General features: G+C 71.8%; 15 protein-coding genes. 1 reads left to right on the forward strand and 14 read right to left on the reverse strand.

Annotated features, from left to right (window positions below):
• Nucleotides 1-19 precede the first annotated feature (19 nt).
• The 5 genes from pheA to IW248_RS25690 form a co-directional block, all read right to left on the reverse strand.
• Nucleotides 20-976 carry a prephenate dehydratase gene (gene pheA, locus IW248_RS25670; protein ID WP_124821452.1) on the reverse strand — a complete coding sequence of 319 codons (957 nt, stop codon included), beginning with the start codon at nucleotides 974-976 and terminating at the stop codon, nucleotides 20-22.
• Nucleotides 977-986: 10 nt separating this feature from the next.
• Nucleotides 987-1,490, reverse strand: a complete 504-nt coding sequence (locus IW248_RS25675; RefSeq protein ID WP_443673281.1) for a hypothetical protein — start codon at nucleotides 1,488-1,490, stop codon at nucleotides 987-989.
• A 207-nt stretch (nucleotides 1,491-1,697) separates the two neighbouring features.
• Entirely contained in the window at nucleotides 1,698-2,087 is a 390-nt protein-coding gene (locus IW248_RS25680; RefSeq protein WP_124821451.1) for an ACT domain-containing protein, read from the reverse strand.
• A gap of 75 nt (nucleotides 2,088-2,162) precedes the next feature.
• The gene (locus IW248_RS25685; protein WP_124821450.1) at nucleotides 2,163-2,621 is read right to left on the reverse strand and encodes a hypothetical protein; all 459 of its coding nucleotides are present in this window, start codon (nucleotides 2,619-2,621) and stop codon (nucleotides 2,163-2,165) included.
• A gap of 166 nt (nucleotides 2,622-2,787) precedes the next feature.
• Nucleotides 2,788-3,525: a hypothetical protein gene (locus IW248_RS25690; protein ID WP_124821449.1), complete on the reverse strand. Its 738-nt coding sequence runs from the start codon at nucleotides 3,523-3,525 to the stop codon at nucleotides 2,788-2,790.
• 163 nt (nucleotides 3,526-3,688) lie between these two features.
• On the opposite strand from IW248_RS25690, the gene IW248_RS25695 reads away from it, so the two are divergent.
• Nucleotides 3,689-4,906, forward strand: coding sequence for an arginine deiminase (locus IW248_RS25695; RefSeq protein WP_124821448.1), 1,218 nt, complete (start codon nucleotides 3,689-3,691; stop codon nucleotides 4,904-4,906).
• Between the two features lie 19 nt (nucleotides 4,907-4,925).
• Here the strand turns inward: IW248_RS25695 and IW248_RS25700 are convergent, their stop codons facing one another.
• The 9 genes from IW248_RS25700 to IW248_RS25740 form a co-directional block, all read right to left on the reverse strand.
• Nucleotides 4,926-5,813 (reverse strand): DUF5926 family protein, encoded by an 888-nt coding sequence (locus tag IW248_RS25700; RefSeq protein WP_196929002.1) that lies wholly within the window; start codon nucleotides 5,811-5,813, stop codon nucleotides 4,926-4,928.
• A 59-nt stretch (nucleotides 5,814-5,872) separates the two neighbouring features.
• On the reverse strand, nucleotides 5,873-6,292 hold the full coding sequence (locus tag IW248_RS25705; protein WP_307788231.1) for an ATP-binding protein: 420 nt from the start codon (nucleotides 6,290-6,292) through the stop codon (nucleotides 5,873-5,875).
• A gap of 64 nt (nucleotides 6,293-6,356) precedes the next feature.
• Entirely contained in the window at nucleotides 6,357-7,811 is a 1,455-nt protein-coding gene (locus IW248_RS25710; protein ID WP_196929004.1) for a PAS domain-containing sensor histidine kinase, read from the reverse strand.
• Between the two features lie 55 nt (nucleotides 7,812-7,866).
• Entirely contained in the window at nucleotides 7,867-8,655 is a 789-nt protein-coding gene (locus IW248_RS25715) for a glycerophosphodiester phosphodiesterase (protein ID WP_196929005.1), read from the reverse strand.
• A gap of 10 nt (nucleotides 8,656-8,665) precedes the next feature.
• A complete protein-coding gene (locus IW248_RS25720; protein ID WP_124821443.1) occupies nucleotides 8,666-9,001 on the reverse strand; it encodes a rhodanese-like domain-containing protein in 336 nt (111 codons plus the stop codon).
• Nucleotides 9,002-9,059: 58 nt separating this feature from the next.
• Nucleotides 9,060-9,977, reverse strand: a complete 918-nt coding sequence (locus IW248_RS25725) for an LCP family protein (RefSeq protein ID WP_307788232.1) — start codon at nucleotides 9,975-9,977, stop codon at nucleotides 9,060-9,062.
• A 223-nt stretch (nucleotides 9,978-10,200) separates the two neighbouring features.
• Nucleotides 10,201-11,469 carry an LCP family protein gene (locus IW248_RS25730; protein ID WP_196929006.1) on the reverse strand — a complete coding sequence of 423 codons (1,269 nt, stop codon included), beginning with the start codon at nucleotides 11,467-11,469 and terminating at the stop codon, nucleotides 10,201-10,203.
• 159 nt (nucleotides 11,470-11,628) lie between these two features.
• Nucleotides 11,629-12,855 (reverse strand): LCP family protein, encoded by a 1,227-nt coding sequence (locus tag IW248_RS25735; protein ID WP_196929007.1) that lies wholly within the window; start codon nucleotides 12,853-12,855, stop codon nucleotides 11,629-11,631.
• Nucleotides 12,856-12,931: 76 nt separating this feature from the next.
• The gene (locus tag IW248_RS25740; protein ID WP_124821440.1) at nucleotides 12,932-13,909 is read right to left on the reverse strand and encodes an NAD-dependent epimerase/dehydratase family protein; all 978 of its coding nucleotides are present in this window, start codon (nucleotides 13,907-13,909) and stop codon (nucleotides 12,932-12,934) included.
• Nucleotides 13,910-13,955: the final 46 nt, after the last annotated feature.

Here is a 13,955-nt window from a genome sequence, read left to right on the forward strand (position 1 = left end):
GGGGGCGCCCCGCCCCCGGTCAGGTCAACTCACCGGTCCGCAGTCGGGTCAGCCAGGCCGCCGCGTCGGCGTAGTCGACGTCGGAGAGGCCCGCCGGCGCGGGCACCGGGCGTTCGCGCGACGCCTCGGCCCACCGGTGCCGGGGATAGGAGCCCAGGAAGCGGACGTCGGCGCAGACCCGGCGGAGCCCCTGCAGCGCCTCGCCCAGGCGTACGTCGACCACGTGGCCGGTGCAGTCCAGGAAGAAGACGTAGCGGCCCAGCGCCTCGCCGGTCGGACGGGACTCGATCCGGGTCAGGTTGACCCCCCGGACGGCCAACTCCATCAGCACGGACAGCAGCGCGCCGACCCGGTCGTGGGCGATGTAGACCGCGAGCGAGGTGAGGTCGTCACCGGTCGGCGGCGGTGGCGGCCCGGGGCGGGACACCAGCGCGAACCGGGTCACCGCGTCGGGGTGGTCGGCGATCTTGTCGGCGAGTGTGGTGAGTCGGTGCCGGGCGGCGCCGATCGGCGCGCAGATCGCCGCGTCGTACTCGCCCGTGCCGGCACCGGCGGCAGCCGCGCCGTTGGAGAGCACGTCGACCACCACGGCGTCGGGCAGGTGGTCGCGCAGCCAGCCCCGGCACTGGGTGGACGCCTGTGGGTGGGCTGCCACGGTGCGGATCGAGGTCAGTGAGGTGCCGGGCCGCGCGGCGAGCACGAACTCCACCGACAGGATCACCTCTCGGGTGATCACCAGCGGCTCGCCCTCGGCCATCTCGTCCAGCGTGACGCCCACCGCGCCGCCGATCGAGTTTTCCAGTGGCACCAGCGCGGCGTCGGCGTCGCCGGCGCGGACGCTGTCCAGCGCCTCCCCGACGCTACGTGCGGGCGTACGGGTGCCGCGCTCGGCGGCGGGTATGGAGCGCAGGGCCTGCTCGGCGAAGGTGCCCTCCGGCCCGAGGAAGACGAAACGTGTCGGCGGTGTTCCCGGCATGCCGATCAGCCTACGCACCCGGTCCGTTGGCCGGGCCGGCGTCACAGGCGAGGGCGCGGATCCCGGCCGGGCTGGTGGCGCGTACCTCGATGGTGCAGACGTCAGTGCCGGCGGTGACCAGCACCGGGGCGCTGGGCTCGCCCCGGGTGACCACCTGGAGTTCCTCGTGCCCGGTCACCGTCAGCACTGTGAACTGCCAGTCGCCGGCGCAGAGCGGCCCGGTGCGGACCTGGACCCGGACGTTCGCCGGCAGCACTCCGGCCCGGCCGCGCAACAGTCGCAGCACCCGCTGGCCGGTCGGCCCGTTGCGGCAGGCCGTCGCGACCAACCCGGCGTCGGGGGTGGGCGTGACAGTAGGGAGAGGCGGCGCGGTGGCCGGCGGGGTCGCCGGTGCGGTGCTCGGGGCGGGCGTCGTCGGGGTCGCGGTGTGGGTGGGCACGCCGGTCGGCTCTCCGAGCCCGGGTGGGGCGCCACAGCTGACCAGCACGACGAGGGCGAGCGCCGCGACGGCCATCGGCAGGACCCGGGCGAGGGTACGCACGGGAACGCGGTCGGCCGCCCGGCCAGGAGTTGCCGGTGGGGTGTTGACCGTCGCCCGCGCAGAGGTGGACGCGGGGTGGGGTGGGGTGAACGGCACGGGCCGATCCTCGGGACATCGGAGAATTCGTCGCGGCCGGGGTGGCCGTGCCCATCGTAGGGCGAGCCGCTGATCGGGTGAAGGTCAGCCGGAGACGCGGTGCCCGGCGCGCTGTAGTGCGGCAGTGCCCTCGGTCAGCCGGACGGTCGGCACCAGCAGATAGTCGGTGTCGAAGGTGGAGAACGTGACGGCGCTGACCCGTGCCTCGGCGAGCGGGTCGACGAGCGCGGCCAGGCTGCCGGTGCCGGCCAGCGTCACCGGGGCGGTGACCCGTAGACAGCGCCACGTCGTCTCGACCACGGCCTGGGCCGGCGCCCGGTCGGCTGGGCAGATCACGGAGATCCCGTCGGAGGTCCAGCTCACCGTCACCACGTCCGCGCCGCTCAGCCCGCTCGACAGCGCGTACGGCAGGGTGGTGCCGGCGGCCAGCCGGCACACAGCGTATTCCCCCGGCAGTAGAGCGATGTCGAGCATGAGGGCACCCTACGGCCTTCGTGCGGGCCTACCCCGGCAACGCCGCGTGCGGCGAAGGACACACTCCGCCGCAGGTCAGACCTCGGAGAAGAAGGTGAGTGAGCCAGCGACGGTGCCGTCGGTGAGCACCGGGGTGGAGATCGCGTCGACTGTCGCGTCGGAGCTGTCGGCCGAGGCGGCCTGCACCCGGAGTAGCCCACGGGCGAGTCGGCCGGAGGAGAGCGCCAGCAGGGGCGGGATCTTGTCGATCTCGGCCTCGGTCAGCTCGCCCCGGTTGGCCGTGAAGTCGAGCAGACGCAGCCCGCCGTCGAGCAGCGGTCGACCGATCAGCCCGGCCGGCTCACCGAGACAGAGCAACTCGCAGCCGGCCGTGGAGATCGCCACCACCCGGGTGTCGGCGTCGATCAGCAGACACGGCTCATCGGCTCGGGAGACTGTCGACGACCATTGGCCGACGTTGTCGGACTCCGGCTCTGTCGAGGCCCGCGCCGCCGGCACGAACGCTTCCGAGAGCGAAAGTTCGACGTGGGCCACCGCGCCTCCTATGTGCACCGATCGACTGTCCACGCTAGCGGGTCGCCGACGAATCACCGAGCGCACCGGGTCACCGGGGCGCGGCGTCGACCGCAGCGACCGATGACGGCGCGGAGACCGGTGAGGTGAACGGGGGGACCGGAGCCGCGTGGCGTCGCCGGTGACGTTACCGGCGGTGGGCCGGCTTGTCAGCGGCCGTTCGGCCCTCGTCGTACCACCGGTAGTCGGCAGTTGGACGGTACGTGCCGTTCAGCCAGGTGCCGGGGTGCTGTGCGACCCGGGAAAGCTTCTCGGCGGTGGCGGGGCTGATCCGGCTGCCACCGGCCACGAGCAGCCGGTCCAGTTCCCGGTGGGTGGCCATCAGGCAGTCCTTCGGGAGCCCGTAGACGCTGATCACGCCGGAGCCGACGAAGGTCAGCACCGGCGTCACCGGCACGGGCAGCCCCACCGCCTCGGAGAGCGCCTTGCTGGCCCGCTTGGCGTCCCGGCGGGACTCGGCCACGTACGGGGGCCGCTTGCCGTTGATCTGCACCACGTCTCCGGCGACGAGCACCCTGGCCCGGCCGTGGTCGGCGATGGTCACGGCGAAGAGGCCGCTCGGCCCGATGGCGAGGAACCCGGCCCGATCGTCCTGACCGCGGTCGAGGACGTCCGTCACGTCGGTGCGCGGCCACTCGATCACGTGCCAGGCGGGCCCGAGATGGTCCAGTTGGCCCAACGCCCGTGCCCCGGCCGCCTCCAGGCGGCGTGCACCCCGCTCGGCCCGACGGCGGCGGGCCCATTCGAGCGGTGTCGGACGGACCGGTTCGAGAACCCCCGGCGCCTCGACGCGGGGGTGTGGCACCGCGACGGGCGGCAGTGCCCGAGCGGACGGTACGGCTCGTCGTGCGGGAAAGACAGTCATCGCGACCTCCGGCAAAAGGTCCCTCGAAGTTATGTCCTCACTACCCTACGTTGCCACTACCGGTGTTCGGCAAGCCGGAGCGCCGGAGTGAGTGTGGATGAATGCCATATTCATCCACAGTTCTTTTCTCGGATGCCGCTAAACCCTGCCCTACGCTGCGGGAGTGACCCACTACGTCGACAGTGAAGTCGGACGGCTCGGCACCGTACTGCTGCACCGGCCCGGCCCCGAACTGGCCCGGCTCACCCCACGCAACAACGACTCGCTGCTGTTCGACGCGATCCCGTGGGTGGGGCGTGCCCAGGAGGAGCACGACGCGTTCGCCGCCGCCCTGCGCGAGCGCGACGTCGAGGTGCTCTACCTCGCCACCCTGCTGGCCGAGACGCTTGCCGTAGCCGACGCCCGGGCCGAACTCACCGAGCAGGTGCTGCGCTCCCGACGGCTCGGCGACACCCTGCGCTCCCGCGTCGCCGACCACCTCGCCTACCTGGACCCGGCCGCCCTGGCCGACGTGCTCACCGCCGGGCTGGCCCACGAGGAGTTGCGGATCAGCTCGGAGCGACCGGGTGGACTGGTCTACACGCTGATGGACCGACACGACTTCGTCATCGATCCACTGCCCAACCTGCTGTTCACCCGCGACTCGTCGCTGTGGATCGGCGACCGGGTAGGTGTCACGAGCCTGGCCATGCCGGCCCGCCGCCGCGAGACCACCCTGACCGACGCCATCTACCGCCACCACCCCCGGTTCGCCGGCACCGAGTTCGTCTACCGCCCCGGCCTGGAGCACCTGGAGGGCGGGGACGTGCTGCTGCTCGCACCCGGGGTGCTGGCGGTCGGGGTGGGCGAGCGGACGACCCCGGCCGGCGCCGAGCGTCTCGGCCGGCAGGTCTTCGCCGCCGGCCTGGCCCACACCATCCTGGTGGTGCCGATCGCCCAGAAGCGCGCCACCATGCACCTCGACACCGTGTGCACGATGGTCGACGTGGACGCCGTGCTGATGTACCCCAACATCGCGAGCGCGCTGTCCGCGTACACGGTGATCGCCGGCGCGGACGGCGAGGACCCCCGGGTGGACGGGCCGGCACCGTTCCTGCGGGCCGCCGCGGACGCGATGGACCTCGACCTGCTCCGGGTCATCGACACCGGGCTGGATCCGGTCACCGCGGAACGCGAGCAGTGGGATGACGGCAACAACACCCTCGCGCTGGCCCCCCGACTGTGCGTCGGCTACGAGCGCAACACCGAGACCAACGCCCAACTGGAGCGGGCCGGCATCGAGGTGATCCCGATCGCCGGCTCCGAGTTGGGCTCCGGCCGCGGCGGACCGCGCTGCATGTCCTGCCCGATCACCCGCGACCCGCTACCCGTCGCCGGCTGAACGGGACGACGGCCCCGGCTCAGCGCAGGGTGAGCTGGCGGCCGAGCAGCCCCTGACGGGCCCGACGGCCGGCGGCGTCGAGGGGGTCGGTGACGGTGAGCGCCTCCGTGTACCGCTTGGCGAACTGCGCCACCGGCTCCTCCCACTCGGCCGCCGGGGTCTCCTCCGGCAGGTCCCAGACCGGCACGAGTCGACCGTGCGCGCGGAACATGCCGGCGAACTTGGTCTGCTCGCCGAGGGTCAGCGTGCCGGCCGCGCCGAGGCGGGCCAGCGCGTCGAGTGCGGCGTCCTCGTCGTCGGGCAGCACCCACCGCACGTGGGACTTCTCCGGGACCTGACACCAGTAGGCGGCCTTCGCCGCGGTCAGCCGGACCGTCGGGTAGATGGCCGCGTTCGCCCGCTCCAGCGACGCCTGGACGGTCGGATCGTCGGCGGCCCCGGGGTCGAGCCAGAAGTCGAAACCGTTGTGCATGGTGATGTCCAGCGGACCGTCCACGAGGATGTCCTGCAGACGCGGCCCGGGGCCGGGCAGCGGCGCCACTGCCACCTGGCCGCCCGGCTCGGTACGCAGAGCGCTGAGCAAGGCGTCGGCCAGATCCCGGGAGACGTCGCCGGACTGCTGGTGGCGCTGGAGACCGATGAGTACGCGGCCGTCCGGCTTGGTGATCGCCGGGGCGGCCATCGGCAGCACAGTGGCGAGCGTCGCCTCCCGGTCACCGAACTCCTCGACCAGGGCGGGCGCCAGCCGCAGCGGGGCGGAGGCGGCGGGCACCAACTCGCGCAGCGCGATCCACTCGGACTCGTCGACCAGCCCGTCGAACGGACGCGGCACGAAGACGTCCCGCACCTTCTCGCGGCGGGGGGCGGTGTCGGTGGCGGTGCGCTGGCTCTTTCGACGCTTACTCACGGCGTCACAGCCTAGAGCCCCGGGCGGCTGGCCGTGGCCGGGACCCGCCCGAGCCGTACTCAGCCCGCCGGCACCAGGTTGGGTCGGGGCGCCGGCACCGGGTCGAACTCCGCCCAGACGCGCTGGCCCATGCCGTCCTGCTCGACGCCCCAGCGGCTGGCCAGGCCGGCCACGATGTGCAGCCCGCGCCCGTCCGCCGCGTCCGGGCTGGCCGTCCGGAGCCGTGGCCCGGTGCTCGGGCCGCCGCCGTCGGTGACCCGCAGCTGGATCAGTGCGCCCTCGGCCGACGGCCGTAGCCGCCAGGCAACCCGGATCACGCCGCCGGGCAGAGGTCCGGCGTGCCGCACCGCGTTGCCCACCAACTCCGCGAGTACAGCGATCAGGTCCGCGAGGAGCGTCGGGGGTACGACGCCCGCCAGCTCGGCGGCGAGCCGGTGCCGGGCCAGCCGTGCCCCGCCCGGGTGATGGGGAACCACCACGCACCAGGCTTGATCCCTCGCTGCTGCCGCTGCCACCGTCGCCTCCACGTCGCGCCACCCCTGGTCAACCGCGTGGTAGCCGCACCTCTGCGACCGTACCGCCGCCGGTCCTCGGACGTAGGGATACCCATCCATTCTGCTGTTCAACGATCCGGCGGACGAGATAGAGGCCGAGCCCGGCCCCCGGGTAACCGCGACGGTCGCCCGACTCGCCCTGCCAGAACCTGTCGAACGCCCGCTCCACGTGCTCGGGGCGGATGCCGATGCCCTGGTCGCTGACCCGGAACGCCACCAGTTGACCCCGGCCGCAAGCAGTGATCTCGATGGGGGAATCCGGTGCCGAGTACTTACCGGCGTTTGTCGTCAACTCGGTCAGCACGGTGGCCAGGCTGGGCCGGTGACCGAGCGCCTTGGGCAGATCGCCCGGGAGGCGGAGCACCAGCCGGCGGCGCAACTCCGCCGGCAGGTCCACGACGGCGGCGCGCAGCGCCTCGCCGAGGTCGAACGGGGTGGGAGGGTCGTCGCCCGGCCCCGCCTCGGCCGCCGAGCTGAGAAGACGGTCGACCAACCGGGCCAGCTCGTTGGCGCGTTGCCCGATCACCCGGGCCGCCTGCCGTCGGTCGACCTCGGTCAGCGACTCCCAGTGGTCGGTGAGGGTGTCCGCGTACCCCTTGATGACGGTGACCGGGGTGCGCAGCTCGTGGCTGGTCACCGCGACGAACAGTTCCCGGTCGTGGTCGCGGCGCTGCTGGTCGGTGATGTCGCGGAAGGTGACCACCCGCAACGTGCCCGGGCCGGGCAGGTCGCCGGAGGTGATCCGCAGCCAGCGGCCGTCCAGCATCCGGTGGTCCCGAACCTGCCCGGAGGGCGGCAGCGGGAACGGCAGCGGGCGGCTCAGCGCCTGCTCGACCGTCCGGCCGGTGACCTGGGCGGCGGCCGGGTTCCAGAGCCGGACGTGCCCATCCCGGTCGACGACGGCCAGCCCGTCGGCGAGGGCCGCCACCACCGGGCCGTCGCCGTGCACCGGCAGGCCACTCTGGTCGCCGTACATGTGCCCGACGCAGGACGCGAGGTAGGCGACCACCCCCTGCTGCTCGGCGTCCGGCTCGTCGTCGCCCGGGTAGAGCGCGTGCAGGCTGCCGACTGTGTGGCCGCCGATCTCGGCCCGGGAGACCGCCATCCGGCGCAGGCCGCTGCCGGCCAGTTCGCCGGCCAGCTTGCCGTTGAGGTCACTCACCCGCACCTGGCGCACCCGTGGCCCGGAGAGCAGGCAGACGGTGTCCGGGTCGTCGACCGCCAGCGGTCGACCGAGGGCCCACTCCGCCGCACCGGTCGCGGCGATCACGCGACCGCCGGTCGGGCCGAACTCGACGAACGCCATCCCGGCCGCGCCGAGCGCCGGCTGGGCCACCCGGAGCAGTTGGGTGAGGACCGGCAAGCCCGCGTCCCCAGAGTTGATCATCTCGATCACGACGGTGTGGCCGGCGAGGAGAGCGGGGAAATCGATACGCTCCGGCATGTGCCGAGTCTGCCCCGCCGACCCGCTTTTGGGCACCCCCGCCCGGCCGATGAGGTCAGCGGTCCAGCCGGGCGAGGGCGTACGCCGGCCGGTCGGTGATGATCCCGTCCACCCCGGCGGCCAGCACCAGCTCCAGGTCGGTCGGGTCGTTGACCGTCCAGACGTACACCTGGTTGCCGGCCGCGCGCAGTGCGGGCAGCAGTTGCGGGCGGGCCCGGACCAGGCCGATTCCCGGCCCGGCGATCCGGGCGCCGAACGGCAGCCGGCCCAACCGCAACCAGCGCGGCAACACCTCCAGCAACAGCACGGTGGGCAACGTCGGGGCCAACTCGTGCACCCGACGAACCGCCAGCGGGGAGAACGACATGACGGTGACCTGTACCGGGTCGTCCGGCGCGGGGTCGGCCAGCCCGTACCGGCGCAGCAGGTTGACCAGCCGCCGTTCCACGTTCGAGCCGTAGCGGGACGGGTGCTTCGTCTCCACCAGCAGCCGGACCGGCCGGCCGGCGGCGAGCACCGCGTCCAGGAGCCGGGCCAGGGTCAGTAGCCGGGTGTGCGACTCGTCCGGTGGCAGGTCGCCGTTCGGCGCGCTGCCCGGGTGCCACGAGCCGAAGTCCAGGGCGTCCAGCTCGGCGAGCGTACGCGCGCTGACCAGACCGCGACCGTTGCTGGTGCGGTCGAGTCGTCGGTCGTGCACACAGACCAGATGCCCGTCCCGGGTCAGCCGGACGTCGCACTCCAGGCCGTCGGCGCCCTCGTCGAGAGCGCGCAGGTACGCGGCGAGGGTGTGCTCGGGTAGGTCGAACGAGGCGCCGCGGTGCGCGAAGACCAGTGGCCCGCCCATTCCGCCGGCCTCAGATGACCTGGCCGGGCTGCCCGTTCGCGTCGACCACCGGTCGGCCGACCGCAGCCCACTGGCGCATCCCGCCGTCGGCGTTGCGCACCTGCTCCCAGCCGTTGTTGATCAGGTAGGCGACGACCTGGGCGGAGCGCCCGCCGGAACGGCAGACGACCGCCACCTCCCGGTCGGTGGGCACCTCGGCCAGCCGGGCCGGCAGCTCCATCATCGGCAGGTGGTGGGCGGTGGGCGCGTGGCCAGCCGCCCACTCGTCGTCCTCCCGCACGTCCAGCAGGTAGGTCTCGGCGGCGATCTCGGTCACGGGCACGGTGGGAACCTGGGGTCCGAACACAGGAAGCAACACTAGATCCTCCCGGCCCGGTTCGGCACCGACCGGGCCGTCGGCACCGTCACAACCGGGTCACCCAGCGGGGGTTGGCCTGCGCCCAGGCCGGCACCCGCGTGCCGCTGAGCGCCTCGAAGAGCCCGTTGCCCCCGTTGTCCAGCACCACGTACGAGACCTCGTCGATGGTCTGCGGCGAGGAGGGCACCTGGACGCCGCGCATCCCGTCGGGCGGCAGCGCGCGGAGCGCGAGGAGCAGATCCTCCAGGGGTACGCCATTGGTGTCGACGGTCAACGAGCCGCCTACCGCCCGGAGCACCTGGTCCAGTTTGACGGGGTTGCTCCGCAGGTCCGCCCGGCCGGCGCTGTCCAGCATCGCCCGGAGCAACTGCTGCTGGTGGTGTTGTCGGTCGTAGTCACCGCCGGGCAGGTCGTAGCGCTGTCGGACGTAGTCCAGCGCCTGCGCCCCGTCCATCTGGTGGCAGCCGGTGGGAAAGACACGGTTGGTATGGATCGAGCGGACCTCGGTGTCCACGCACATCTGCACCCCGCCGAGCAGGTCGATGACCTTCCGGAAGCCGGAGAAGTCGATCAGCGCGGCGCCGTCGAACCGGATTCCGGTGAGCCGGTGCAGGGTGGCGGAGAGCAGTTGGGCGCCGGCCTGCCCGCCGCCGCCGTGCTCGTACGCCGCGTTGATCTTGTCTTGACCGCCGCCGAAGCCGTTCGCGGGAGGGATGGCGACCAGCAGGTCACGCGGGATGGAGACCAGGTACGCCTCCCGCTGCCCGGCGGGGACGTGCACGATGAGGATGGTGTCCGAGCGTTGGTCCGGACCGCTGTCGCCCGGGCGCCGGTCGGAGCCGACCAGGAGGTAGTTGAGTGGCCCGTCCAGGTCGGTGCGGTCGGTGCGGGCGTCGGCGTCGAGCAGTTGCTCCTTGGTCACCGTGCGGTCGTACCGGTGGCTGAGCGTCTTGAGCCCGGCCACGGCGAGCCCCGCCAGCAGGACGAGGGCCAGGCCGATGCCGAGCAGGATCCGCGGCCCTCGGGTGCGAGGCGCCTGAGCGGACGGGGTCGCTCCGGCCCGGCCCGCTGCGTTCCGTCCCCACCTGGACGTGACCGCCTCCCCGCAGCCGATACGTGAAACCTGCTCACGTCAGGCTACGGGCGGTGAGGAGCCCGTCGCTGGCTTTCCGCGAACTACCGGGCCCTCACTTGCGGGTGGAGATCACCTCGGGGTGGGTGAACACGAACTCGGCGAGTTTGTCCTGCTTGACGGCCCGGAACATCGCCATCGTCTCTTCGCTCAAGCCCTCGGTGTTGTTGTTGTTGGCGTTGAAGGTGCCGTTGTTGGTCTTGAGCATGGTCAGCTCGTTGCCGGTGACCCCGCGCATGGTGAAGATGAAGTCCTCGATCGGCACGCCGCCGGTGTCCAACACGAACGCCTTGCCCGCCGCCTTGATCAGGTTGTTCATCTTGGCCGGGTTGGACAACATCCCGCCCTCGGTGGCCTTCTTCGCCATCGCCTTGATCAGCTGCTGCTGGTTGGCCTGCCGGTCGTAGTCGCCGTTCTTGAGGGTCTTGCGCTGGCGGGAGTAGTCGAGCGCCGCCCAACCCTCCATCTCCTGGCAGCCCTTCTTGTGCACCACCGGGGTCCGCTGCTTGCCGGTCTTCTTGGCATCCGCGTTCCACATCGGCTGGCCGTCGACGTACGACATGTGCAGCGACTTGACCTCCTGGCTGACACAGATCCGCACCGTGCCCAGGGTGTCGATGACGTTCTTGAAGCCACCGAAGTTGATGATCGCCGCGCCGTCGAAGCTGATCCCGGTGAGCCGCTTGATCGTCTGGGCCATCAGCTGGGCGCCACCCTCCCAGCCGCCGCCGTTGGCGGCACCGGCCTGGAACGCGGCATTGATCTTGCCGGAGCCGCCGCCGTAGCCGCTCTTCTCGAACGCGGGGATCTGCGCCTCGGTGTCCCGGGGGATCGAGATCAGGTACGCCTGGTCGTGCGTGGCCGGAATGTGCAGGACGATGATGCTGTCCGAGCGGACGTCGTCGGCGGCCCAGCGCTCCCGCGCGTCCACGCCGAGCAGCAGCATGTCGATCGGGCCGTCCAGGCTCGCGCCGCCCTCGGCATCGGACTTGCCGGCCTCACCCAGCAGGTTGCCCTTGGCGATGCCGCCGGTCGCCTGCCCGATCAGGGCCTTGCTGCCGACGATGGCCACCCCGCTGCTCAGCATCAGCACGGCACCGAAGACCACTGTCAGCCTGGCCCAGAGCGGGTCCTTGCGCTTGGTCCGCTTCTTCGACCCACCGCCACCCGGGCGGTCACCGCCGCCACCACCACCGCTGCCGGGCGGGCGGGCGCCCGGCCCGCCGCCCGAGGGGCGTGCCTGAGCGGGGATGGCCGCAGCGACTCGACCGCTGGGGGCGGCTGACCCGGGGGAAGAAGGGTGACGACTGGCCTGAACCGGCATGCGTGCTCCAGCTCGTGATCAGGAGGGGGCGGCACCACTGTACGTACATCAAATCGACTTGGCGAGTTCATCCCGGGTCAATCCGGACGTCGAATTTTGCAGACTCAGTCGATCGTCGCCGTTCGATGACCCGAACGGCTGGTGCCCCTCGGGCCGTGGTCAGCCGCCGTCGTTGCTCTTCGGCGGGTTGGCCTTGACCCAGTCGGCCATCGTGTCCGCCGACATGGCCTGGTACATAGCGAGCGCCTTCTCCCGGTCCGACACCACCACCGACTCGCCGTTGATCGTGTCGCTGCCCGAGTTCGGGCTGGTCACAAAGGTGAGGTTCTGGCCGCGCAGGTTACGGAACTGCAGCGCCATGTCTGTAACCGAGAAAGTCTGGTCGACGGTTACGGCCGCGGTCACCGACTTGAGGAAATCGTTGAGCTTCTTCGGGTTCGCCAGCGTGCCGGTGCTGGCCGCCTTGTCCATCAGTGCCCGCAGGAACTCCTGCTGGTGCCGCATCCGGGCGAAGTCCCCGTCCGGGAACTGCTTGCGCTGCCGGATCCAGTCCAACGCCTCCGCGCCGTCCATGTGGTTGGTGCCCTTGGTGAACGTCCGGTACGGCTTGTGGATCGAGGTGACGGTCCGCTCGACCTTCAGGTCCACCCCGCCGAGGGCGTCGGTGACCTCCTTGAAACCGCCGAAGTCGATAGCCATCACGTGGTCGATCCGAACGTCGGTGAAGCACTCCACGGTGCGCACCGCCAGCGGCAGCCCACCGAACGCGAACGCCGCGTTGATCTTCGCGCGCGATCCGGAGCCGCAGTCCGCGCCGGCGCTCTCCGGGATCGGCACGTACAGGTCCCGGGGGATGGAGACCAGGTAGGCCTCCTGGTGGTCGGCCGGGATGTGCATGACGATGATCGTGTCGGCGCGCCACTGGCTCTTGCTGTCGACAGGCGCGTCCGGGTCCCGCGAGTCGCTGCCGACCAGCAGGATGTTCAGCGCGCCATCGACGGTCTTGGCCGGCCGGCCGCCGGTGATCTCCGCGAACGGGTCGGTGCGGGCCAGGTCACTGTTGAGGTTGCGGGCGTACAACCAGGCGCCGACGCTGCCGAGCAGCGCCAGCACCAGCACCGCGATCCCGGCCACGAGTGCGATCCGGCCCCAACGCGGTCGCGGGCCACGCCGACCGGGCCCACCGGCGTCACCCGGGCCGCCGGGCCCGGTGGGGCCTGCCGGGCCACCGGACCGAGGCTGCTCCTCGTCGTACGACGGGTAGAAGCGCGCCTCGGTCGGACGGGCACGCCCGGAGGCGCCCCGGTCGGGGCCGGGCACGGACGCGCGCCCGGCGCTGCGGTGCAGGTACGGATGTGGGACGCCGGCAGACGAGGTCGCGGACATGTAACTCAGGGTACGTAGCGAGAGCCACTGCCGCCTTCAGGCGACACTCAGCGGCAGGCGGTACGCGAAGATCCGGCTACCCTAGCCGCGCGCGGAAGTACTCGATCGTGCGTCGCAGGCCATCTTCGGGCGCGACCGACGGCTCGTATCCGAGCAGTTCACGGGCGAGCGTGAGATCCGGCCGGCGCATCTCCGGGTCGTCCGAGCTGCGGGTGACATAGGTCACCTTCGAGGTGCTGTCGGAGAGCGACACGATCAGTTCGGCGAGTTGCCGCATGGTCAGCTCGTGCTCGGTGCCGCAGTTGACCGGGCCCGTCTCGGTCGAGTCGAGCAGCAGCAGGATGCCGCGCACCAGATCCTCGACGAAGCAGATGGACCGGGTCTGGTTGCCTGTGCCGTGCACGGTGATCGGCTCGCCGCGCAGCGCCTGGGAGATGAAGGTGGGGATGGCGCGGCCGTCGTCCGGGCGCATCCGCGGGCCGTACGTGTTGAAGATCCGGACGATCGCCGCGTCGAGCCCGCGGTAGCGGTGGTACGCCATCGTCGCGGCCTCGGAGAAGCGCTTGGCCTCGTCGTAGACGCTGCGAACCCCGATCGGGTTGACGTTGCCCCAGTAGGTCTCCCGCTGCGGGTGCTCCTTCGGGTCCCCGTACGCCTCGGACGTGGAGGCCATCAGGAACCGGGCGCCGTCGGCGGCCGCGCGCTCCAGGAGGTGCAGGGTGCCGACCGAGCCGACCCGGAGGATCTCCACCGGCAACTGGGCGAAGTCGGTGGGGCTGGCCGGCGAGGCCATGTGCAGGATCGCGTCGAACCGCTCGGCCAGCGCCGGGTGGTGGGTCGGCAGGCCGTCGGAGATGTCCGCCTCGACGAGGGTGAAGGTCGGCCGATCCAGCAGGTGGGCGACGTTCTCCTTGGAGCCGGTCACGAAGTTGTCAAGCGCCACCACCGTGCAACCTCGGGCGATCAGCGCGTCCACCAGGTGCGACGGGACGAAGCCAGCTCCGCCGGTGACGAGGACGCGGTGACCGGAACCAAAGCGCTCAGCAACCTTCATACCGCTCAGCCTACCGAGCCCCGAAATCGCGGTAGGGCCCCCTGCT

The sequence above is a fragment of the Micromonospora ureilytica genome, assembly GCF_015751765.1.
GTDB classification, from domain to species: Bacteria; Actinomycetota; Actinomycetes; order Mycobacteriales; family Micromonosporaceae; genus Micromonospora; species Micromonospora ureilytica.